Consider the following 23,814-nt stretch of genomic DNA (forward strand, 5'->3'; position numbering starts at 1 on the left):
TTTTATTCTTAAAATCAGATAATCAGCATTGCATCACCGTAAGCGCCGAAACGATACTGCTCTTTCACGGCAATCTCATACGCATCCATAATCAGGTCATGTCCACCAAATGCACAAGTCATCATCAACAGGGTTGACAAAGGCATATGGAAATTGGTTACCATAGAGGTTGCCACGGTAAATTCATATGGAGGGAAAATAAACTTGTTAGTCCATCCGTCGTAAGGTTTCAGGTGACCATCGGTGCTTACTGCCGTTTCGATAGCACGCATCACAGAAGTACCCACAGCACAAACTTTACGCTGCTCGTCTTTTGCCTTGTTTACGATACGCACCAATTCTTCATTGACCAGCATTTGCTCTGAATCCATTTTATGTTTGGTCAAATCTTCCACATCAATATCACGGAAGTTTCCCAAACCAGAGTGCACAGTAGCAAACGCAATGTCGATTCCTTTAATTTCCATGCGTTTCAGCAATTCACGGCTGAAGTGAAGTCCTGCAGCCGGAGCAACTACTGCCCCTTCGTGTTTTGCAAAAATAGTCTGGTAGCGCATTGGGTCATCTTTCTGCACTTCGCGGTCGATATATTTAGGAAGTGGAGTTTCCCCCAAATCATAAAGCGCTTTTTTGAATTCATCGTGCGGACCATCGTATAAGAAACGAAGCGTTCTACCACGAGAAGTTGTATTATCAATAACTTCAGCCACCATTGAGTCATCTTCGCCAAAGTAAAGTTTGTTTCCAATACGGATTTTACGGGCCGGATCAACCAATACATCCCATAAACGCAGTTCCGAATTTAATTCACGAAGCAGAAACACCTCGATTTTAGCCCCTGTTTTTTCCTTGTTTCCATACAAACGGGCAGGAAAAACCATGGTGTTATTGAAAATAAAAACATCCTTGTCATCGAAATGATCCAAAATACTTTTGAATGTTTCGTGCTCGATTTTACCGGTTTGACGGTCAATGATCATCAGACGTGACTCATCACGGTTCTTGGCCGGAGTCACAGCGATTAGCTCATCAGGAAGTTTGAATTTAAATTGTGATAACTTCATAGTTGTATCTCACTTAGTTGTTTATTATCCTTTTCTCTATTTTCTTCAGCCGGAAGTATCTGATCAATCTGATCCACTTCCAGGCATTTATCCAAAGTTATCTCGCCTATACGGGTACGTTGCAGGGAGATCAGGTGCGCTCCGCTGTTCAGCGCAAGACCGATATCGCGGGCCAGCGCACGAATGTAAGTCCCTTTGCTGCAAACTACCCTGATTTTGATGTTGGGTAAAGCGTAATTCAAAAGCTCAATCTCATCAATCACAAGCACTTTGGCCTTTAACTCAATCTCTTCACCTTTACGGGCATATTCATAAGCGCGAACTCCATCAATTTTATTAGCAGAATAAGCAGGAGGCACCTGTTCTATTCTTCCGATAAAACCTTTGAGAGCTTCTTCAACTGCTTCCTTGGAAATGTGCTCAAACGGGAAGCGGGCATCAACCTCTGTTTCAAGGTCAAATGAGGGAGTTGTAGCACCGAGTTCCAGTCCGGCAATGTATTCTTTGGTTTGATACTGAAAACTCTCGATCAGTTTTGTCGCTTTTCCTGTGCAGATAATCATCACTCCGGTTGCCAATGGATCGAGGGTGCCGGCATGACCGACTTTGAGTTTCTTAACGTGTAATGCTCTGCAAATCCTGGAACGAATCCGCTTTACCAAATCAAACGAAGTCCATTCCAACGGTTTATTGAAATAAATTACTTCTCCTTTCTGAAAATCCATTCTATTTATCTATATACTTAATTCATGACCGAGCATCAGCAAGATAAGAATGCTTGCCCCCACCACAATGCGGTAGTATCCAAATGCTTTGAAACCGTATTTTGAAACAAATTCTATAAAGAATTTAATCGCCAACACGGCTATAATGAATGCGACAACATTACCTACAAGAAGAACATCCCAGTGCATTTTTAGATTTGCAAACTCTTTAGGGTCTTTAACCAGCTTTAATAACTTGTATGCCGAAGCAGCAAACATGGTTGGTACGGCGAGAAAGAATGAAAACTCAGCGGCATTCTTACGATCCAGTTTCTGTGACATACCGCCAACTATAGTTGCCATAGAACGGGAAACACCGGGTATCATGGCTATACATTGAAAAAATCCGATAACAACTGCTTTCTTAGGAGTAATTTCCTGGTCTTTAGCCGGCTTGTTAAGCCATTTATCGACAAATAACATCAGGATACCACCTAATATGAGCATTATCGCCACGACCTCTACGCTTTCCAGTAATTCATCAATCTTCTTGCTGAATAAGAATCCAATAACCGCCGCCGGAATAAATGCAATCAAAAGCGTTTTGTAAAACTCCAGGCTTTGCAGGAAACGTTTCCAGTATAGAACGATCACTGAAAGTATTGCCCCAAACTGAATGATAACGGTAAACGCTTTGATAAACTCTGAACTGGGAACATTCAGGATCTTCTGGGCAATAATCATGTGACCGGTAGATGAAACCGGTAGGTACTCGGTCAGACCTTCGACAATCGCAATAATGATCGTCTGTAAAATACTGATCATTATTCCTTATCTTTCGCTTTATATAAAATACCAACAATTACCAACAAAAAGCCGATAAAGCAGATTCCGGGAGCAATAACGATTCTTGTTTTGCTGAAAATATCCGGATTGAAGGTTGATTCTGTTGAACCACTTCCACCCATAAGGAAAAATCCGAGGATAATCAGAGCTATAGAAACCCCGATTAGAATGAAGTTTGTTTTACCGAATGCGAAATTTTTATTTTCCATATCTTTTCTAATTATAAATGTCAATGTATGCCTGATTTATCAGATAGCGTAGAGGTTTTCTGATTTCATTCTGAGATAACGGTTCACTGAGAAAAATGCACAAATAACAGAGAGTAGCAAGCCTAAAACCAATACCGCACCAAATGAAATCAGCAGAGAATCAGCACTCACCAAGGTGCTTAGTCCTTCTATCTCATTTGACATGTAATAGAGCAAACCGCTTAACATGCCAATCGCCAACACCGAAGCCAATAGACCGTTAAGCATATTACTTAAGATAAATGGTTTACGAATAAAACCATGAGTGGCTCCTACCAGTTTCATTGTATTCAGCAAGAATCGCTTTGAGTAAATGGTCAAGCGAATCGTATTATTGAGTAACGCAATTGAAATCAGCATCAATACTGCCGCAACAGATAGAAGAACCAATCCGATACGCTTCATATTATCATTAACCATTTGAACCAAATCCTTCCTGTAAATAATATCATGAACATAGGGTTGATTGCGAAGCACTTTTTCAATGCGCGCAATGCTGTCGTTATTGGCATATTCTGATTTGAGCTTGATCTCGACAGAAGCCATCAATGGTACTGAGCCCAGAAAATCCTGAGGATTCTCGCCCAATTCTTCAGTAAGCTCTTTCAATGCTTTTTCTTTAGAGTAAAGCTCGCTTGATCTGACGTAAGGCGCTGTATCAAAACGCTTTTGAATACGGGTAAGTTCATTGTCAGTAATGTTATCTTTTATAATAACAGAAAAACCGATATTTTCCTTTACATAACTGGAAAGCTCTTTGGTAATCAAAGACATAATCACCAAAATCCCCAACAAAAACAACACCAGAGAACTACTGATAATCGCCGTAATCCGTGCTCCGTAAAAGGATGATGTGGTTAAATATTTCTTTTTCGCCATACGACTATTTTTTGAGAATGTAAATAAGGGAACTATTGAGCGAAACATCTTTCATTGATGCAAAAAGCCCTTTAATACCAACCCACAACCCACTAACAAAAGCAAGCTTGTTCTTTTTGTACTTTTCACTAATCATCGAAATGTAAAAGCCGTCGAGAGGCATACCTTTTTTGTCTAGCAAAGTCAGGCCATTATTTTGGGCAAAAGTAAAAAGGGTACGGGGCGTAAAGTGCCATAAATGTCGGGGAACGTCATAAGCGGCCCAATATTCCTTATAGTGCAATGCATCATAGGACCCCGAGTTAGGAAGAGCCAGGATTAACCGACCATTCGGTTTAAGTATCCGTTTAAACTCTCCGATGATTCCCTGCAGGTCTTCGATATGCTCCAGCACGTGCCAAAGCGTAATAATGTCACAACTTTCTGATTGAACCGATTGTAACGCAGATGGGGCAAGAATTTCAAGTCCGAACTCTTTTTGGGCAAAAGCTCTGGCAGACGGACTCTTTTCAATACCCGTGATTTCCCATCCTTTACTTTTGATAGCATTCAGGAAGAAACCGGTACCAGTCCCGTAATCAAGAATCTTTCCGGGTTTTACTTCCGATATTGACTCAATCATTTTGCATTTACGGTTAAGCATAAAGCTCCGTGCATAATGATAGAGGAAATTCACAATCCCTTTTTTGGTATTGGTATGGGAAATATAATCCGGTGTTTCGTAATAGCTGCCGATAAAGGCCTCAGAAGGAAAGTCCTGGGTGAAAACAAATCCACATTTAGAGCATTTCTGAAGTTTAAAAACTTCTTGTGTCGCGTAATGGTCTGTACAGGTAAGAAAATCAGAAAAAGAGGAGTTATCACAAATGGGACAAGACTTAACGCTACTAATATTCATACCTTATTGACAATTAAACATGGAATACCCAAATTGGCTGCAAAAAAACGAATTATTCAGCAGAAAAACAGCCGAAAGACAATATTTAACAAAAAAGAGGATGCCAAATGGACATCCTCTTTTAAGATATGATTTTGAATAATTATTCGAAATCCAATACAGATTTGCGGGCAGCGAAGACTTTTTCAAATTCTTCTTTTGAACCGACAATCAATTTGTCAAATTCACGCTGACCTGTACCGGCAGGGATCAGGTGTCCGCAAATAACGTTTTCTTTCAAACCTTCCAGACGGTCAATTTTACCGTTGATCGCAGCTTCGTTAAGTACTTTCGTTGTTTCCTGGAAGGAAGCAGCCGACATGAAGCTTTGAGTTTGCAGAGCTGCACGTGTGATACCCTGAAGGATCTGGTTAGAAGTAGCAGGAACTGCTTCACGCACTTCAATCGGTTTCAAATCACGACGCTTCAGCATACTGTTCTCGTCACGAAGTTTACGTGGAGTAACGATCTGACCTGGTTTCAATGTCTGTGAATCGCCAGAATCGACAACCACTTTTTTGCCCCAGATACGGTCGTTTTCTTCCATGATATCGTGTTTATCAACGATTTGTTGCTCAAGGAAGCGGGTATCACCCGGATCGACGATTTCTACTTTGCGCATCATCTGACGAACGATAACCTCAAAGTGTTTGTCATTGATTTTTACCCCTTGCAGACGGTATACGTCCTGAACTTCGTTTACGATATACTCCTGAACGGCGGTTGGACCTTTAATTGCAAGGATATCCGATGGAGTGGTAGCTCCGTCTGACAGTGGAGTTCCGGCACGAACGTAGTCGTTTTCCTGAACCAGAATCTGTTTTGAAAGGGGCACCATGTATTTCTTAAGTTCACCGGTTTTAGAAGTAACGGAGATCTCACGGTTACCGCGTTTGATCTTACCGAAGTTAACTTCACCGTCTATTTCCGAAACAACAGCAGGGTTAGATGGGTTACGTGCTTCGAAAAGCTCGGTAACACGTGGAAGACCACCGGTGATGTCACCCGCTTTACCAACGGCACGAGGAATTTTCACAAATACTTCACCCGACTTGATAACGTCGTTTTCATCTTTCATCAAGTGAGCCCCCACCGGAAGGTTGTAAGTACGGATGATTTCACCGTTTTCATCAAGGATGTTTGCCGCAGGAACTTTTGTTTTCTCCTTAGACTCGATGATGATTTTCTCACGCAGACCGGTTTGTTCGTCAGATTCTACTTTGTAAGTAACATTTTCGATTACGTTTTCAAGCTCAATGCGACCTGAAACCTCTGAAACGATTACGGCGTTGAATGGGTCCCATTCACAGATTACATCGCCTTTCTTAACGTTGTCTCCATTGTTGAAATACAATTTCGAACCGTAAGGGATATTTTGTGTAGTAAGGATAATCTTCGTGTTCGGGTCGATGATACGCATTTCAGCAAGACGACCTACAACAACCTGGATTTCTTTACCGTTTTCATCAGCTGCATCTACAGTACGGAGCTCCTCAATTTCGAGAATACCGTCGTAACGTGACGTTGCACTTGAAACGGCAGCGATGTTCGATGCGATACCCCCTACGTGGAACGTACGAAGTGTAAGCTGAGTACCCGGCTCACCGATTGACTGAGCAGCGATAACCCCAACGGCTTCCCCCTTCTGAACCATTTTGTTTGTAGCAAGGTTACGACCGTAACATTTCGCACAAACACCTTTACGTGATTCACAGGTCAATACCGAACGGATTTCAACGCGTTCGATCGGAGAATCCTGAATTTTCTTAGCTGCATCTTCGGTAATTTCCTCACCTGACTCAACGATGATTTCACCAGTAAGCGGGTGTTGGATATCGTGTACAGATACACGACCGAGGATTCTTTCGTATAGAGAAGCGATAACCTCTTCGTTGTTTTTCAACTCCATACAAGTCAAACCACGAAGTGTACCACAGTCTTCTTCATGAATAATAACGTCTTGGGAAACGTCAACCAGACGACGGGTCAGGTATCCTGCATCCGCAGTTTTCAACGCGGTATCCGCAAGACCTTTACGAGCACCGTGGGTTGAGATAAAGTACTCAAGTACCGACAGCCCCTCTTTAAAGTTTGACAAGATCGGGTTCTCGATAATCTGACCACCTTCTGCACCTGATTTCTGCGGTTTAGCCATAAGACCACGCATACCGGACAGCTGGCGAATCTGTTCTTTAGAACCACGGGCACCTGAGTCAAGCATCATGTACACAGAGTTAAATCCCTGGTTGTCTGATGCAAGCTGTTTCATCAGAATGTTAGACAACTTCGAGTTAACGTGTGTCCAGGTATCAATAATCTGGTTGTAACGCTCGTTGTTGGTGATGAATCCCATGTTATAGTTGTCCATAATCTGCTGAACTTCATCATAACCTTCCTGTACGAGTTTATCTTTTTCCTCAGGAATAATAACGTCTGCCAAGTTGAACGAAAGTCCGCCACGGAACGCCATTTTGTAACCTAAGTCTTTGATATCATCAAGGAATTGAGCCGTACGGGCAACTCCACAGATTTTGATCACGTTACCGATGATATCACGAAGAGACTTCTTAGAAAGGATTTCGTTGATGAATCCTACTTCTTTCGGAGTAAACTCGTTTACCATGACACGGCCAACTGATGTTTCGCGCATCATTTTCACAACGTTTCCATTCTCATCCAAGTCGTCAACAATCACCTGAATAGGAGCCTGAAGAGTAACTTTACCCTCGTTGTATGCGATGATCGCTTCTTCTGGTCCGTAGAATTTCAAACCAGATCCTTTTGCGCCAGGACGTAGTTTTGAAATATAATAAAGACCCAAAACCATGTCCTGAGAAGGTACGGTAATAGGAGCACCGTTCGCAGGGTTAAGGATGTTGTGTGAAGCAAGCATCAACATTTGAGCTTCCAGAACAGCTTCATTGCTCAATGGCAAGTGAACCGCCATCTGGTCACCGTCAAAGTCCGCGTTGAACGCCGTACATGAAAGCGGGTGAAGCTGGATAGCTTTTCCTTCAATCATTTTAGGCTGGAACGCCTGGATACCAAGTCGGTGAAGGGTCGGGGCACGGTTAAGGAGGACAGGGTGTCCTTTCATCACGTGTTCCAAAATATCCCAAACAACAGGATCTTTTCGGTCAACTATTTTTTTCGCTGATTTTACGGTTTTTACGATTCCGCGTTCAATCAGTTTACGAATTACGAATGGTTTGAACAGCTCGGCAGCCATAGTTTTTGGCAAACCGCACTCATGCATTTTCAACTCAGGACCAACAACGATTACCGAACGTGCAGAGTAGTCAACACGTTTACCCAACAAGTTTTGACGGAAACGACCTTGTTTTCCTTTCAAACTGTCTGAAAGAGATTTCAAAGGACGGTTTGCATCCGTTTTAACAGCACTAGATTTACGTGAGTTATCAAGCAATGAGTCAACCGCTTCCTGAAGCATACGTTTTTCGTTACGCAGGATTACTTCCGGAGCTTTGATCTCGATCAGACGTTTCAGACGGTTGTTACGAATGATAACACGACGATAAAGGTCATTCAAGTCAGAAGTTGCGAAACGTCCACCATCGAGAGGCACAAGAGGACGAAGTTCTGGTGGTATTACAGGGATAATTCTCATCACCATCCACTCAGGACGGTTACGGCCTTTAGACGCACGGAACGATTCAACAACCTGAAGACGTTTCAACGCTTCAGCTTTACGTTGCTGAGAACCGTCAGTGCTTGCGCGGTGACGTAGATCGTATGATAAAGTATCCAAATCCAGACGAGTCAGCATTTCATAAAGTGCATCTGCACCCATTTTTGCAATGAACTTGTTAGGATCAGTGTCATCAAGGAGTTGATTTTCTCTTGGAAGAGTATCGAGAATATCGAGGTATTCTTCTTCTGAAAGCAATTGCTGATTTTCGATGCCGTCTTCAGCCTTGATACCAGCCTGAATAACAACGTAACGCTCATAGTAAACAATGGCATCCAGTTTTTTAGTCGGAATACCCAGCAGGTAACCGATTTTATTTGGTAATGAACGAAAGTACCAGATGTGTGCTACAGGCACAACCAACTGGATGTGTCCCATACGTTCGCGACGAACTTTTTTCTCTGTAACTTCCACACCGCAACGGTCACAAACGATGCCTTTGTAACGGATACGTTTGTATTTACCACAGTGGCATTCGTAATCTTTAACCGGACCAAAGATACGCTCGCAAAACAAACCGTCACGTTCTGGTTTGTATGTACGGTAGTTAATGGTTTCCGGTTTCAGCACTTCGCCGCTTGAACCTTCCAGAATCTCTTCCGGAGAAGCCAGACCGATCGAAATCTTGCTGAAATTACTCTTTACTTTATTCTCTTTTCTAAATGCCATATTTTATGTATATAAAGAGTTGTTGAAATCTGTATAGAGAGCCGGATCCTTTATTCAAATAAAGGAGCCGGCTGATTTGTAATTAAGAATTAATCAAGAGAAACGCTAAGTCCAAGACCTTTCAGCTCGTGGAGCAATACGTTAAGTGATTCAGGAATTCCCGGTGTTGGGAGTTGATCACCTTTAACGATAGCTTCGTAAGCTTTCGAGCGACCGATAACGTCGTCTGATTTGATGGTAAGGATTTCCTGCAGGATGTGAGCAGCACCGAAAGCTTCGAGTGCCCAAACCTCCATCTCTCCGAAACGCTGGCCCCCGAATTGAGCCTTACCTCCAAGAGGCTGTTGCGTAATAAGAGAGTATGGTCCGATAGAACGGGCGTGCATTTTATCTTCAACCATGTGACCCAGTTTCAGCATGTAAATGATACCTACTGTTGCTGGCTGGTCGAAACGCTCACCAGTACCACCATCGTGCAGGTAAGTTTTACCATAACGAGGAACACCTGCTTTGTCTGTCCAGTCATTCAGGTCTTCCAGGTGAGCACCATCGAAAATAGGAGTTGCAAATTTCTCTCCCAGTTTCTGACCTGCCCATCCAAGAACAGTTTCAAAGATCTGACCAAGGTTCATACGTGAAGGTACACCCAGAGGGTTCAACACGATATCAACAGGCGTACCATCTTCGAGGAATGGCATATCCTCCTGACGTACGATTTTCGAAACGATACCTTTATTACCGTGACGACCTGCCATTTTATCACCTACACAGATCTTACGTTTTTTAGCAATGTAAACTTTCGCCAACTGAATAATACCTGATGGAAGTTCATCTCCAATGGTGATGTCAAACTTCTTACGTTTCAATTCCGCATCAATCTCTTTGAACTTGCGTACGTAGTTCATGACAACAGTCTTGATCTGGTCGTTGGTTGTGTTGTCTGTGGTCCATTTACTTACCTGGATGCTGAAATAGTCAAGATCAAACAGGTTTTTGTGAGTAAACTTGGACCCTTTGGTAATAACCTCTGCCCCTAAGTAATCTTTCACGCCCTGAGAAGTCTTGTTATTGGTCAAAACTAAAAGTTTTTCAACCAAAACCTCTTTCAGTTCGTTCAGTTTTTCTTCGTATTCTTCATCGAGCTTTGGAAGAAGAGCTTTGTCACTTAAGCGTGATTTGCGTTTCTTCACAGCACGTGAGAATAGGTTTGTACCGATAACAACACCATTAAGAGATGGAGTTGCTTTCAATGAAGCATCTTTTACATCACCGGCTTTGTCACCGAAGATTGCACGAAGAAGTTTTTCTTCCGGAGAAGGATCTGATTCTCCTTTTGGAGTAATCTTACCGATCATGATGTCGCCTGGCTTGATCATTGCACCAACACGCACGATACCTCTTTCATCCAGGTCTTTAGTAGCCTCTTCACTTACGTTAGGAATGTCTGAAGTAAGCTCTTCCATACCGCGTTTTGTTTCGCGTACTTCAAGAGAATACTCATCAACGTGAACGGAAGTAAAGACATCTTCACGAACAATACGTTCGTTCAACACGATCGCATCCTCGAAGTTGTAACCTTTCCAAGGCATGAACGCCACTTTCAGGTTCTTACCGATAGCCAATTCACCATTTTGGGTTGAATAACCTTCTGTCAGAATCTGACCGGTAGTCACACGCTGACCAGCTTTACAAATCGGACGAAGGTCAATAGTGGTACTTTGGTTGGTTTTTCTGAACTTCGGAATGTTATATTCTTTTACAGAAGTTTCAAAGCTGAGGAATTCCTCTTCTTCGCTTCTGTCATATTTAATACGGATACAGGTAGCATCTACAAACTCGATCACCCCCGGACGTTCAGCCATAAGCTGAGTTCTTGAGTCTTGAATGATCTGACCTTCGATGCCGGTTCCGACAATCGGAGCCTCAGCACGAAGAAGAGGTACTGCCTGGCGCATCATGTTCGATCCCATCAATGCACGGTTCGCGTCATCGTGCTCAAGGAACGGAATCAAAGATGCCGCAATCGAAGCAATCTGAGTTGGAGAAACGTCCATCAGTTGAACTTCACTTGGCTCAACAACCGGGAAGTCTCCTTCCTGACGAGCTTTTACGCGGTTATTGATAAATTTTCCGTTATCATCCAACGGAGCATTACCTTGCGCGATAATTTGACCTTCTTCCTCTTCGGCAGTCAGGTAAACGATACCTTCTTCAGAAACATCAACTTTACCTTCAGTTACAGTACGGTACGGAGTTTCGATAAAGCCCAACTCGTTAATCTTCGCATAAACACAAAGAGACGAAATCAAACCGATGTTCGGCCCCTCCGGAGTTTCAATCGGACAAAGACGACCATAGTGAGTAAAGTGAACGTCTCGAACCTCGAAACCTGCACGTTCACGTGAAAGACCACCAGGTCCGAGAGCAGACATACGACGTTTGTGAGTCATCTCTGCCAATGGGTTGGTTTGGTCCATGAACTGGGAAAGTGCATTGGTACCAAAGAATGAATTGATTACCGAAGAAATAGTTTTTGCGTTAATCAAATCAATCGGAGTAAACACCTCGTTATCGCGAACATTCATGCGTTCACGAATAGTACGAGCCATACGTGCAAGACCTACACCAAATTGGTTATAAAGTTGCTCACCTACGGTACGTACACGACGGTTACTCAAGTGGTCAATATCATCCACGTCTGTTTTTGAGTTGATCAGCTGGATGAGGTGACGAATGATTGCTATAATATCTTCACGGGTCAATACTTTAGTATCAACGTCGATATCAAGAGTCAATTTTTTATTGATACGGTAACGACCAACTTCTCCTAGGTCATATCTCTTTTCAGAGAAGAACAGACCATTGATTACCTCACGAGCACTTGCATCATCAGCAGGCTCAGCATTACGAAGTTGTCGGTAAATATAGAGGACAGCCTCTTTTTCAGAGTTACTAGGGTCTTTCTGTAATGTATTGTAGATAATAGCATAATCAGAAGAGTTCAATTCTTCTTTGTGAAGAAGAATGTTTTCTACACCTGATTCAACGATTTCATCGATGTGATCTTCTTCGAGTACAGTTTCACGGTCGATGATTACCTCGTTACGCTCTATAGAAACAACCTCTCCGGTATCTTCGTCAACAAAGTCTTCTACCCAGGTTTTCAAAACACGGGCAGCAAGTTTACGACCAACTGCTTTTTTGAGGTTAGCTTTGGTTGTTTTTACATCTTCTGCCAGACCGAAAATTTCAAGAATATCCTTGTCGTTTTCAAATCCGATAGCTCTTAACAATGTCGTAACAGGCAATTTCTTTTTACGGTCGATATATGCATACATGACATTGTTGATGTCAGTTGCAAACTCAATCCATGAACCTTTAAAAGGAATAATACGGGCTGAGTAAAGCTTGGTACCGTTAGCGTGTACGCTTTGACCAAAGAATACGCCGGGTGAACGGTGTAACTGAGATACAATTACGCGCTCTGCTCCATTGATAACAAACGTACCTTTTTCGGTCATGTAAGGAATAGGACCCAGATACACATCCTGAATCACGGTGTCAAAATCTTCGTGGTCGGGATCTGTACAGTACAACTTCAGCTTAGCCTTCAAAGGTACGCTGTAAGTCAATCCTCTTTCTATACATTCATCGATGGTATAACGGGGAGGATCAATAAAATAGTCGAGGAACTCGAGTACGAAATTGTTTCGGGTATCTGCAATCGGGAAGTTTTCTGCAAATACTTTATATAGCCCCTCGTTTTTGTGTTTGTCCAAGGGAGTATCCAACTGAAGAAAGTCTTGAAATGACTTCAATTGAACTTCCAAAAAATCCGGATAAGGAAGCGGATTTTTAATAGAAGCGAAATTTACCCTTTGTTTGCTATTTGTTGAAGACATTGTAAGTAGATTAATTGAACCGAATAAAAAAATATAAGCGCAAAAAGGTTAAGAACCCCCAATAAGGGGATTCTTAACCATCATTCCTTTTATAAGGATAAATTATGCGAGTTCAACTTCAGCTCCGCCTTCTTCAAGTTGTTTTTTCAGTGCATCAGCTTCATCTTTAGCTACACCTTCTTTCAATTTGCTAGGAGCTCCGTCAACTAAGTCTTTAGCTTCTTTCAATCCAAGACCAGTCAGTTCTTTAACCAGTTTAACTACTGCCAATTTGTTAGCACCAGCTGATTTCAAGATAACATCGAAAGATGATTTTTCTTCAGCAGCAGGACCAGCAGCAGGACCAGCAGCAACAGCAACAGCTGCAGCAGCAGGTTCGATTCCGTATTCTGATTTCAGGATTTCAGCAAGTTCGTTAACTTCTTTTACAGTCAAGTTTACTAGTTGTTCAGCAAAAGCTTTCAAATCTGCCATTTTAGTATAATTTTAATGTTTGTTACTAATTAGTTTTTGTTTAAATTTTATCTTTCAGCGAGGGTTTTCAGGACGCCATGAATTGTATTTCCACCTGATTGAAGAGCCGAAATAACGTTCTTCGCTGGTGATTGAAGCAATCCAATAACATCTCCGATAAGCTCGTTTTTGCTTTTGATATTAATAAGAGCATCCAATTGGTTAGCCCCTACATAGAAGCTTTCTTCAACATATGCAGCTTTAAGCTCAGGAATATCATTAGCGCCTTTTTTGAAATCTTTGATCAGTTTTGCAGGAGCATTTCCTACGTTAGAAAACATGATCGCAGTAGATCCTTTCAAAGAACCGAAGAGAGGAGAATAGTCTCCTTCAAGGCTTTCGAGCGCTTTTTTAAGCAAAGTGTTTTTTACAACAAGCAGTTTAATATCGTTTCTGTAACACTCTCTTCTCAACTGGCTAGTTTTATCAGCATTCAATGATGCTGTATTAGTCAGGTAGAAGCATCCGTATTCTTTGATAGTTCCTGCTATCTGTTCTACAGTTGTAACTTTATCTTCCTTTCTCATAAGTCCTCAATTTTTTAATGTTCATCTACTGATTTAGGGTCGATTTTAATACCCGGGCTCATTGTACTTGAAAGAAAGATACTCTTGATATAGGTTCCTTTTGCAGCACTTGGTTTAAGCTTAACCAATGTATTGATAAATTCTTTGGCGTTATCCTGGATTTTATCAGCGCTGAAAGATACTTTACCGATTGAAGTGTGAACGATACCGGTTTTATCAACTTTAAAGTCAATTTTACCTTGTTTTACTTCAGATACGGCTTTACCAATTTCGTTAGTTACAGTACCGCTTTTGGGGTTAGGCATCAAACCGCGAGGACCTAATACGCGTCCAAGGGCACCGATTTTACCCATAATAGCAGGTTGTGTAATGATAACGTCGATATCAGTCCAACCACCTTTGATTTTTTCAATATATTCGTCAAGTCCAACATAGTCAGCACCTGCTTCTTTTGCAGCTGCTTCCTGGTCAGGAGTACACAATGCAAGAACCCTGATTTGCTTACCTGTTCCGTGAGGTAGTGAAACTACACCACGAACCATTTGATTAGCTTTACGTGGGTCAACACCTAGACGTACATCTACGTCTACAGAAGCGTCAAATTTGGTAGTAGTAATTTCTTTAACCAGTTCAGATGCTTCTTTTAAAGTATAAGTCTTCCCTGCTTCAATTTTGCTTAAAGCTAATTTCTGATTTTTTGTCAGTTTACTCATTTCAATTGAAGTTTATTAGTTATTTGACGGGAATTCCCCTTTAACAGTGATACCCATACTGCGAGCTGTACCAGCAACCATTCTCATGGCTGAGTCCAGTGTAAAGCAGTTCAAATCAGCCATTTTATCTTCTGCGATTTGTTTTACCTGATCCCAGTTTACTTCAGCAACTTTTTTACGGTTAGGCTCAGCAGAACCGCTTTTTAGCTTAGTAGCTTCAAGTAATTGAATGGCAACTGGGGGAGTTTTTACAACAAAATCGAAAGACTTGTCTGAATAGTAGGTAATTACAACAGGCAAAACTTTACCAGCTTTGTCTTGGGTTCTGGCATTAAATTGCTTGCAGAACTCCATGATGTTGATCCCTTTCGAACCAAGTGCAGGTCCTACGGGAGGTGATGGGTTTGCTGCGCCTCCTTTAATTTGTAATTTAATTTGTCCAGCAACTTCTTTTGCCATTTTGATTCAGTTTTTGTTGTTCACAATCAAGATTAGTCGAAATTCGCGTAACCAAATCGACTACTCTTTATCGACTTGCAGATAACCTAATTCGAGCAGTGTATCACGCCCGAAGATCTTGACCGATACTTTGAGTTTCTTCTTTTCGGCATTTACCTCTTTTATCTCTCCGAAGAACCCGCTGAATGGGCCATGGTTAACCTTGACAGTTTCACCAACCATAAACGAAAGCTTGAGATCTGATTCAATCTCTTGCAGTTCATCTACTGCTCCTAAAATACGATTTACTTCTGATTGTCTGAGAGGAACCGGTTTTTCGTTACCGCCTAAAAAGCCGATAACATTTGGAATATTACGCAATCTATGCGCTATTTCACCTAGCAGAATAGCCTCAATCAATACATATCCGGGAAAAAGACTTCTTTCAGAAGTTACTTTTTTTCCATTACGTACGTGAACGGTTTTTTCTGTTGGGATAAGCACTTGGAAAACAAAGTCTTTCATGTTTGTATTCTTGATTTCTGCATCAAGATACTCTTTTACTTTGCCCTCTTTACCACTAATGGCACGCAGTACGTACCATTCTTTTCTAACTTCAGCCATGTATAAAAAACCTCCTGAATTAGAAAACTTTTGAGTAGAAGAATTGCATAACCTTCTCGAAACTAAAGTCGATGCCAAAAACCAGCAGTGCTATTAATAGGGAAGCAAACATAACAACAACAGCACTATTGCTAAGTTCTGATTTGGTGGGCCAAGAAGTCTTATATACAAGTTCGCTATAAGATTCTTTTATTTTTTCAATGATTGTCTTCATTTCGTCAACGACTTAGCACGGGTCGAGAGACTCGAACTCCCGACACTCGGTTTTGGAGACCGATGCTCTACCAACTGAGCTAGACCCGTAAGTTGCCGGTCTCTATGAGACCGGCTGGATTTATTTCGAGTATATAATTACTCTGTGATTTCTGTGATCTGACCTGCACCTACAGTACGTCCACCTTCACGGATTGCGAAACGCAAACCAAGGTCACAAGCTACTGGGTAAATCAACTCTACGTTGATAGTCAAGTTATCACCTGGCATAACCATTTCAGTTCCTTCTGGCAAAGTAATCTCACCAGTTACGTCCAATGTACGGATGTAGAACTGAGGGCGGTATTTGTTGTGGAATGGAGTGTGACGACCACCTTCTTCTTTCTTAAGGATATAAACCTCAGCTTTGAATTTAGTGTGAGGTTTAACCTGTCCTGGGTGACAGATAACCATACCACGTTTGATTTGATCTTTGTCGATACCACGAAGCAGCAAACCAACGTTATCACCAGCTTCACCTCTGTCAAGGATTTTGCGGAACATTTCCACACCGGTTACAACTGATTTCTTAGCTTCTGCACCAAGACCGATGATTTGAACCTCTTCACCTGTTTTGATGATACCGGTTTCGATACGTCCAGTTGCTACAGTACCACGACCAGTGATCGAGAATACATCTTCAACAGGCATCAAGAAAGGCTTATCGATTTCACGTGGAGGAAGTGGAATCCATGTATCAACAGCATCCATCAACTCCATAATTTTATCTTCCCACTGCTGAACGCCATTCAAACCGCCAAGAGCAGAACCACGAATAACAGGAGTATTGTCACCATCAAACTGGTAGAAAGAAAGCAATTCTCTCATTTCCATTTCAACAAGTTCCAACATTTCTTCGTCTTCAACCATGTCACATTTGTTCATGAATACAACAAGACGAGGAACGTTTACCTGACGAGCCAAAAGGATGTGCTCGCGGGTTTGAGGCATAGGACCATCAGTAGCAGCAACTACGATGATTGCACCGTCCATCTGAGCAGCACCGGTAACCATGTTTTTAACGTAGTCTGCGTGACCTGGACAGTCCACGTGTGCATAGTGACGGTTTTCAGTCTGATATTCTACGTGTGCAGTGTTGATGGTGATACCACGTTCTTTTTCTTCAGGAGCATTGTCAATCTGGTCGAATGATTTCAGTTCAGACAGACCTTTTTTAGCCAATACTGTGGTAATAGCAGCGGTCAAAGTAGTTTTACCGTGGTCAACGTGACCAATGGTACCAATGTTAACGTGCGGTTTGTCACGTTTAAATACCTCTTTTGCCATGATTGTTCTATTATAAAAAGATTAATGATTAGCTTCTTTTACAAAGAGCCGTTGCCGGGACTTGAACCCGGGACCTCTTCCTTACCAAGGAAGTGCTCTACCGCTGAGCTACAACGGCGGGAAAATAGAGCGGGAGACGGGACTCAAACCCGCGACCCTCAGCTTGGAAGGCTAATGCTCTATCGACTGAGCTACTCCCGCAATATACCTACCGGAAGACGATAAGCTATTTGTGGGCGGTGATGGATTCGAACCACCGAAGGTGAAAACCAGCAGATTTACAGTCTGCCCCATTTGGCCACTCTGGTAACCGCCCTGAGAATACTATTAAGTAAATGAACTTTTGAGCCTCCAGAGGGATTCGAACCCACGACCCCGAGATTACAAATCACGTGCTCTGGCCAACTGAGCTATAGAGGCAAACTTACACCCGCTTGCCCTGTTAGTGGGGCGAAGCGGGTGCAAAATTAGGCATAAATTTTAAACTGCAAAAATATTTCCCGATTATTTTTACTTTTCTCTGATTTTTTCCTTCAGTTTGAGCAACTGCTTTGCCAACGCATCACAGCATACATCCACAGCCTCCTCGAAAGAATCAGCTACTTTTACAGAACAAAGCGGCTCAGACTGAGGAACTTTAATAAGAATGTTAGCTTCTTTATTATTGAATGTTTCCGGTTTTACTACTTTCAGTGTGATTTCCGCTGAAATTACGCCATCGTGGTATTGATCTAACTTAGAAACTTTTTTTTCGATGAATGAAATCAAATTTACTGACGCATCGAAATGTACGGATTGAATTCTGGTTTCCATATTAACCTCCTTTTTTAGAATCTGCAGCTCTGGGATGAGCTGCATTGTAAGACTTTTTTAATTCTTCAAATGTAGTATGCGTATATACTTCTGTCGCTGCCAATGAACTATGCCCCAAAAGCTCTTTTACGGAGTTAAGCTCAGCTCCGTGATTAAGCATGGAAGTCGCGAAGGTGTGGCGTAGAATGTGTGGGCTTCTTTTAGATAAGGTCGTGGTTTCTGATAGTTTGTTTTTCACTATGCGGTAAAGGAGCATGGGGTAAAGTTTCGCCCCGTCTTCTTTTACAAATACGTGTCCGTCTCCGATGCCAATTCTAACATCCCGCTCTTCGAGATATTTTATAAGCAGATCGTGTGTTTCATCTCCAAATGGAATAATCCGTTGCTTGTTTCTTTTTCCGGTTACCTTGATAGCCTGGGTAGAAAAATCAATATCGGAATCCATTAAATCCAGGATTTCAGCACGGCGTACTCCTGTAATATAAAACAGATGGATGATTAATTTGTTTCGGACAGCCTCAAAACCGCTTCCAAATTCGGAATGATCAAGGAGGACATCCATATCTGCCTCTTTGACAAATATAGGAATCTTTTTTGAATTCTTGGGGCCGGAAATGCCGTTTGTTGGATTTTTTTTTGTTACCCCCTGACGGATAAGGAATTTAAAGTACGATTTAATTGCACTTAATTTTCTTTTTACAGTCGAAGGCGTGTTTTTTTGCTCCATTAAGTCAACTATCCAGAGCCGGATAAGATCACTATCAATAGTCAGAATGGAGAATTCACCGCATTGCCGGGTGATAAAAGAGGAGAATTGTTCAAGGTCTTTGCGATACGACAAAACAGTATGGGAGGAGTAGTTCCTCTCATACTGTAAATATTCTAGGAATTTTTCTGTCGTTATCACTCTCGTTGTAATAGGATTTACAACGAAGTTAAGCGAAAAGTATTACTTTATCAAGTAATGGGCGAGAATTAATCTTCGTTCAGGTGTAATTGCTGAACGTAAACTGCGCGAAGTTTTTTCTGTCTTCCAACTACAGACGGTTTCGCAAACGCCTGACGTCTTCTTAGTTCTTTTACAACTCCGGTTTTTTCAAATTTACGTTTGAATTTTTTCAGCGCTTTCTCAATGTTTTCGCCTTCTTTTACAGGTACTACGATCATAATTATTTTGTGTTTTAATATTTTACAAAGTAAAGTGGCGCAAAATTAGGTATTGTTTTTCGAATACCCAACTTTTGCGCCAATTTAATTGCCCCATTTCTCGTAATTTAAGAATTGAATCAGGCCCGATTTAAAATCGTAACTGCCTCACTTTCTTATTTTACGCAAGTAGGAGCCGGTTTTATTTGCTCAAAGAAATCGTTTCCTTTATCGTCTACAAGAATGAAAGCAGGAAAGTTCTCTACCTCTATTTTCCAGATTGCTTCCATACCCAATTCTGGATATTCCAGACACTCGACTTTCTTGATATTATTTTGTGCCAGAATAGCGGCCGGACCTCCAATACTTCCCAGGTAGAAACCGCCGTATTTGTTACAAGCATCTGTTACTTGTTTGCTACGATTACCTTTCGCAATCATAATCATGCTGCCTCCCAATGACTGGAACAGATCAACATAAGAGTCCATTCGGCCTGCGGTAGTTGGTCCGAATGAACCAGAAGGCATTCCGGCAGGAGTTTTAGCAGGACCAGCATAATAAATCGGGTGATTTTTAAGGTACTCCGGAATACCCAGACCGGCATCGATTCTCTCTTTGATTTTTGCATGAGCAATGTCTCGACCAACAATAATGGTCCCATTAAGAGACAAGCGTGTCGATACCGGATACTTAGAAAGTTCTTTCAAAATATCGCTCATAGGTTGGTTCAGGTTAATCTTAATAGCATTGCCTTCTCCGGCCTGGCGCAATTCTTCAGGAATGAAGCGACCGGGATTATCTTCCATTTTCTCAATCCAGATACCGTCTTTGTTGATCTTAGCTTTGATGTTACGGTCAGCTGAACAAGATACGCCCATACCCACCGGACAAGAAGCACCGTGGCGAGGCATACGGATCACGCGAACGTCGTGTGCAAAATATTTTCCTCCGAATTGAGCCCCTAATCCCAGTTCCTGAGCGGCTTTCAATACGGTTTTCTCCAGTTCGATATCACGGAAAGCCTGCCCGAATTCGTTTCCTTCGGATGGTAAGTGATCGTAATACTTGGCAGAAGCCAGTTTTACAGCTTTGAGATTTGCTTCAGCAGATGTACCACCGATTACGAAAGCGATGTGGTAAGGAGGACAAGCCGCAGTACCCAGCGATTTCATTTTTTCTACCATGAATTTTACCAAAGTCTCCGGATTCAACAAAGCTTTGGTTTCCTGGTAGAGGTAAGTTTTATTTGCAGAACCGCCTCCTTTTGCCATCAACAGGAATTTGTATTCCATACCCTGAGTTGCATAAAGGTCGATTTGTGCAGGCAGGTTACAGCCGGTATTCACCTCTTTGTACATGTCCAGAGGTGCATTTTGAGAATAACGAAGGTTTTCTTCGGTATAAGTTTTATAAACTCCAAGCGAAAGAGCCTCTTCGTCATTACCGGTAGTGAAAACCTGCTGGCCTTTTTTACCCATGATGATCGCTGTACCGGTATCCTGACAGAAAGGTAATACACCTTTTGCTGCAACTTCCGCGTTACGAAGCATGGTCAAAGCCACATATTTATCGTTTTCGCTCGCTTCAGGGTCGCTAAGAATCGAAGCTACCTGAGCCTGATGTTCGGGACGAAGAAGGAAGGAAACGTCACGCATGGCAGCATTTGCCAGTTTGGTGAGACCTTCAGCTTCAACTTTAAGAATTTCTATTCCTTCGAATTCAGATACCGAAACGTAGTCTTTGGTCAAAAGATAATATTCGGTAGTTTCTTTTCCCATTGGGAATGGTTCCTGATAATGAAATGGTTTAGCCATAATATTTTTTGTTTGAAAAAAATGATGTATCAACTATTCGAATTAGAGCTTTTGTTGCCATATATCCCAGGCTGCAAATGCCTGAAGCAGCAACATTTCCAGCCCGTTAACGACCGTTGCGCCTTTTTCCTCTCCCAGTTTCATAAACTTGGTCTCGTTAGGATTGTAAAGCAGGTCATAAAGCAGGTGTTGTTCGGTGATGTATTGGTAAGGGATATCCGGACAAGCGTCAATCTTCGGATACATTCCCACTGGAGTTGTATTTACAATCACTGTGTGCTCCTTCATCACCTCTTCAGTCAGTTCGTTGTAGAAAAGCTGACCTTTGATGGCAGTGCGGGAAACGAATGTATATTCAATTCCCAGTTTTTCCAATGCATATTTTACCGCTTTAGAAGCACCGCCGGTACCAAGGATTAGCGCTTTTTTATGATGAGGTTTCAAAAATGCGCTTATGGACTGTGAAAATCCAATCACATCAGAGTTGTAACCTTTGAGTTTCAGTTTCTTTTTATCACGGACGAACTTGATGACGTTAACAGCTCCAATATTTTTAGCTGTATCGTCGAGCTCATCGAGATATTGGATTACTTGCTCCTTGTAAGGAATGGTAACATTTAACCCATTTAGTTCCGGATTTGCCAGAAGTACTTTCTGGAGATCCTCTATCGTGGGTATTTCAAAATTTTCGTAAGTAGCCTCAATCCCTTCCGACTGGAACTTTTCATTGAAAAAGCCCTGAGAGAAAGAATGTGAAAGCGGATAACCTATTAAACCGTATTTTTGCATATAAATGTCGTGTGTTGTACTTTACCTGTCTGCCAAAAAGGATTTGCTATAAGCAAGAAAAGTCTGATAATCAGTAACTGAATATCAGACTTTTCGGGAAAACGTTTATCTGTTTGCCAAATAAGCCGTAACGTTCTTTTCAATGCGGGCCGCAACCTCAGAGATATCAGCCTTTTCAAACTTCTCGCCAGAAATATTCTCGAACAACTCAATATAGCGTTCACTGATACTATCTACGATTTCGTCGGTCATTTCAGGAACTTGTTGTCCATCTTTACCCTGGAATCCGTTTGCCATCAACCATTCGCGTACAAACTCTTTCGAAAGCTGTTTCTGAGCTTCTCCTTTTTCGAAGAGCTCCTGGTAAGAGTCTACGTAAAAGTAACGAGAGGAATCTGGTGTGTGGATTTCGTCAATCAGGTAGATTTTACCATCACGTTTGCCAAATTCATACTTGGTATCCACAAGAATCAACCCACGTTGAGCAGCCATTTCGCTACCTCTGTTGAAGAGCGCCATGGTGTATTTTTCCAGCATTTCATAATCTTCAGGAGAAACAAGTCCTTGTGTAAGGATTTCTTCTTTTGAGATATCTTCATCATGGAAACCCTGATCAGCCTTGGTCGTCGGAGTGATAATTGGCTCCGGGAAACGTTCGTTTTCGCGCATTCCATCGGGGATTTTCACACCACAGATTTCGCGAACGCCATTCTTATAGGCTCTCCAGGCACTTCCGCAAAGGTATCCGCGGACAATCATTTCCACAGGGAAAGATTTGCACTGAACACCAACAGTAACCATCGGATCCGGAGTTGCCAGTTTCCAGTTAGGAACGATATCAGTAGTTGCATCGAGGAATTTAGCTGCGATTTGATTCAACATCTGCCCTTTATAAGGAATACCTTTAGGCAGCACAACGTCAAAAGCAGAGATACGATCGGAAACGATCATGACCAATAACTCATCGTTGATGTTATACACATCGCGCACTTTTCCGTGATAGACACTTTTCTGTCCGGGAAAGTTGAAGTCTGTTTTTACTAAAGCGTTCTTCATTCTTATGTTGTAAAGTATAATATTTCAGGATACAAAAATAGTGAATTTGCCCAAGAGTATCAGCCTAATAGTACGATTTTGAATGTAGAAAGTCTTAATTTGGGAAAAGACGTCATTCATTGATGGCAGGCACTCAAAAAAATGTCTGATTTGAAAATATCATAAATTCAAATAAATAATCAGGGCGAGCCCCTGCGGGTCGGGCTATCCGCTGCGAGTTCCCGTCCTGAAATACAGTCCGGGAAGCTCTCCGCTTCTATCCCTCTCGCCTGGGTGCGGATTGCAGTCCTCTTGATAACAAATCCCCTCCGCATCCGTTCTATAGTCATGCCATTTTGTGCCACAACAAACACAACTCCAGTTTAGCACGATAAGAGATGGCAAATTTTGGGGTATATCCGAATGGATAGCTGAATTAACTTCCACATGTTTCGTCGCCATCCATAGCAGGCTTACGGTAGAAAATAGACGGCTTTTCTCAGGGATAATTGGCCTACCGCACAAGGTCGAAGCCTTTTAGCAGAGGATAGTTGACAAGTCGAAGCAGATAGATGTCTCTCCGAAGAAGATAGACGCCTGTTTGCATCAGATAGTTGCCTTTCCGAATATCATAGAAACTATCCCGAACCACATAGAAGCCTTACGGAAGAAGATAGTTACTACCCCGAAGGGGTTAGTTGCCTTTTCGGAAAGAATCAACCCCTTAGAAAACGACAAAACCCTCACCAGTTTCCTGATGAGGGTTTCTTAAAAGGCGGCTACCTACTCTCCCACTTGCGCAGTACCATCGGCGTGATCGGGCTTAACTTCTCTGTTCGGAATGGGAAGAGGTGGAACCCCGATGCTATAACCACCTAAATTTCTTTATTTATCATTATAACATA

General features: G+C 42.0%; 21 protein-coding genes, 5 tRNA genes and 1 rRNA gene. All 27 read right to left on the minus strand.

Annotated elements, in window-relative coordinates:
* Positions 1 to 14 precede the first annotated feature (14 nt).
* The 27 genes from queA to rrf all read right to left on the minus strand — a co-directional run bounded on the left by queA (position 15) and on the right by rrf (position 23,788).
* The gene (queA, locus tag MLE17_RS16830; protein WP_243349887.1) at positions 15 to 1,064 is read right to left on the minus strand and encodes a tRNA preQ1(34) S-adenosylmethionine ribosyltransferase-isomerase QueA; all 1,050 of its coding nucleotides are present in this window, start codon (positions 1,062 to 1,064) and stop codon (positions 15 to 17) included.
* The gene (truB, locus tag MLE17_RS16835) at positions 1,061 to 1,789 is read right to left on the minus strand and encodes a tRNA pseudouridine(55) synthase TruB (RefSeq protein ID WP_243349888.1); all 729 of its coding nucleotides are present in this window, start codon (positions 1,787 to 1,789) and stop codon (positions 1,061 to 1,063) included. The genes queA and truB overlap by 4 nt, the downstream gene beginning before the upstream one ends.
* 9 nt (positions 1,790 to 1,798) lie before the next feature.
* A complete protein-coding gene (locus MLE17_RS16840; RefSeq protein WP_243349889.1) occupies positions 1,799 to 2,593 on the minus strand; it encodes an undecaprenyl-diphosphate phosphatase in 795 nt (264 codons plus the stop codon).
* On the minus strand, positions 2,593 to 2,823 hold the full coding sequence (locus MLE17_RS16845; RefSeq protein WP_243349890.1) for a DUF3098 domain-containing protein: 231 nt from the start codon (positions 2,821 to 2,823) through the stop codon (positions 2,593 to 2,595). Before MLE17_RS16845 ends, MLE17_RS16840 begins: the two co-directional genes overlap by 1 nt.
* Before the next feature lie 39 nt (positions 2,824 to 2,862).
* Entirely contained in the window at positions 2,863 to 3,741 is an 879-nt protein-coding gene (locus MLE17_RS16850) for a cell division protein FtsX (RefSeq protein ID WP_243349891.1), read from the minus strand.
* A 4-nt stretch (positions 3,742 to 3,745) separates the two neighbouring features.
* Positions 3,746 to 4,639, minus strand: a complete 894-nt coding sequence (locus MLE17_RS16855; protein ID WP_243349892.1) for a class I SAM-dependent methyltransferase — start codon at positions 4,637 to 4,639, stop codon at positions 3,746 to 3,748.
* A gap of 142 nt (positions 4,640 to 4,781) precedes the next feature.
* Positions 4,782 to 9,056 carry a DNA-directed RNA polymerase subunit beta' gene (rpoC, locus tag MLE17_RS16860; RefSeq protein ID WP_243349893.1) on the minus strand — a complete coding sequence of 1,425 codons (4,275 nt, stop codon included), beginning with the start codon at positions 9,054 to 9,056 and terminating at the stop codon, positions 4,782 to 4,784.
* A gap of 89 nt (positions 9,057 to 9,145) precedes the next feature.
* Positions 9,146 to 12,958, minus strand: coding sequence for a DNA-directed RNA polymerase subunit beta (rpoB, locus tag MLE17_RS16865; protein ID WP_243349894.1), 3,813 nt, complete (start codon positions 12,956 to 12,958; stop codon positions 9,146 to 9,148).
* 102 nt (positions 12,959 to 13,060) lie between these two features.
* Complete coding sequence (gene rplL, locus MLE17_RS16870) at positions 13,061 to 13,432, minus strand: 50S ribosomal protein L7/L12 (protein WP_243349895.1); 372 nt, start codon at positions 13,430 to 13,432, stop codon at positions 13,061 to 13,063.
* A 47-nt stretch (positions 13,433 to 13,479) separates the two neighbouring features.
* Complete coding sequence (gene rplJ / locus MLE17_RS16875; protein ID WP_243349896.1) at positions 13,480 to 13,998, minus strand: 50S ribosomal protein L10; 519 nt, start codon at positions 13,996 to 13,998, stop codon at positions 13,480 to 13,482.
* A 14-nt stretch (positions 13,999 to 14,012) separates the two neighbouring features.
* On the minus strand, positions 14,013 to 14,711 hold the full coding sequence (rplA, locus tag MLE17_RS16880) for a 50S ribosomal protein L1 (protein ID WP_243349897.1): 699 nt from the start codon (positions 14,709 to 14,711) through the stop codon (positions 14,013 to 14,015).
* A gap of 15 nt (positions 14,712 to 14,726) precedes the next feature.
* Entirely contained in the window at positions 14,727 to 15,170 is a 444-nt protein-coding gene (rplK, locus tag MLE17_RS16885) for a 50S ribosomal protein L11 (RefSeq protein WP_243349898.1), read from the minus strand.
* A 60-nt stretch (positions 15,171 to 15,230) separates the two neighbouring features.
* A complete protein-coding gene (gene nusG, locus MLE17_RS16890; protein WP_243349899.1) occupies positions 15,231 to 15,773 on the minus strand; it encodes a transcription termination/antitermination protein NusG in 543 nt (180 codons plus the stop codon).
* Between the two features lie 19 nt (positions 15,774 to 15,792).
* Positions 15,793 to 15,987 (minus strand): preprotein translocase subunit SecE, encoded by a 195-nt coding sequence (secE, locus tag MLE17_RS16895; RefSeq protein WP_243349900.1) that lies wholly within the window; start codon positions 15,985 to 15,987, stop codon positions 15,793 to 15,795.
* A 16-nt stretch (positions 15,988 to 16,003) separates the two neighbouring features.
* Positions 16,004 to 16,076 (minus strand) — tRNA-Trp (locus tag MLE17_RS16900).
* A gap of 48 nt (positions 16,077 to 16,124) precedes the next feature.
* Positions 16,125 to 17,312, minus strand: coding sequence for an elongation factor Tu (tuf, locus tag MLE17_RS16905; protein ID WP_243349901.1), 1,188 nt, complete (start codon positions 17,310 to 17,312; stop codon positions 16,125 to 16,127).
* Positions 17,313 to 17,358: 46 nt separating this feature from the next.
* Positions 17,359 to 17,430, minus strand: a tRNA-Thr gene (locus MLE17_RS16910).
* Between the two features lie 10 nt (positions 17,431 to 17,440).
* A tRNA-Gly gene (locus MLE17_RS16915) sits at positions 17,441 to 17,513 on the minus strand.
* Between the two features lie 32 nt (positions 17,514 to 17,545).
* Positions 17,546 to 17,628: transfer RNA gene (locus MLE17_RS16920), tRNA-Tyr, on the minus strand.
* A 30-nt stretch (positions 17,629 to 17,658) separates the two neighbouring features.
* A tRNA-Thr gene (locus tag MLE17_RS16925) sits at positions 17,659 to 17,732 on the minus strand.
* A gap of 90 nt (positions 17,733 to 17,822) precedes the next feature.
* Positions 17,823 to 18,125: a ribosome hibernation-promoting factor, HPF/YfiA family gene (gene hpf, locus MLE17_RS16930; protein WP_243349902.1), complete on the minus strand. Its 303-nt coding sequence runs from the start codon at positions 18,123 to 18,125 to the stop codon at positions 17,823 to 17,825.
* A 1-nt stretch (position 18,126) separates the two neighbouring features.
* Positions 18,127 to 19,029 (minus strand): tyrosine-type recombinase/integrase, encoded by a 903-nt coding sequence (locus MLE17_RS16935; protein WP_243349909.1) that lies wholly within the window; start codon positions 19,027 to 19,029, stop codon positions 18,127 to 18,129.
* A 71-nt stretch (positions 19,030 to 19,100) separates the two neighbouring features.
* On the minus strand, positions 19,101 to 19,292 hold the full coding sequence (gene rpsU / locus MLE17_RS16940) for a 30S ribosomal protein S21 (protein ID WP_243349903.1): 192 nt from the start codon (positions 19,290 to 19,292) through the stop codon (positions 19,101 to 19,103).
* Between the two features lie 155 nt (positions 19,293 to 19,447).
* Complete coding sequence (locus tag MLE17_RS16945; RefSeq protein ID WP_262920352.1) at positions 19,448 to 21,085, minus strand: fumarate hydratase; 1,638 nt, start codon at positions 21,083 to 21,085, stop codon at positions 19,448 to 19,450.
* Between the two features lie 42 nt (positions 21,086 to 21,127).
* Entirely contained in the window at positions 21,128 to 21,874 is a 747-nt protein-coding gene (locus MLE17_RS16950) for a shikimate dehydrogenase family protein (RefSeq protein ID WP_243349904.1), read from the minus strand.
* Positions 21,875 to 21,979: 105 nt separating this feature from the next.
* A complete protein-coding gene (locus MLE17_RS16955; RefSeq protein ID WP_243349905.1) occupies positions 21,980 to 22,930 on the minus strand; it encodes a phosphoribosylaminoimidazolesuccinocarboxamide synthase in 951 nt (316 codons plus the stop codon).
* A gap of 749 nt (positions 22,931 to 23,679) precedes the next feature.
* Positions 23,680 to 23,788, minus strand: a 5S ribosomal RNA gene (gene rrf, locus MLE17_RS16960).
* Positions 23,789 to 23,814: the final 26 nt, after the last annotated feature.

The sequence above is a fragment of the Parabacteroides sp. FAFU027 genome (assembly GCF_022808675.1).
Taxonomy (GTDB): domain Bacteria; phylum Bacteroidota; class Bacteroidia; order Bacteroidales; family UBA7332; genus CAXXIC01.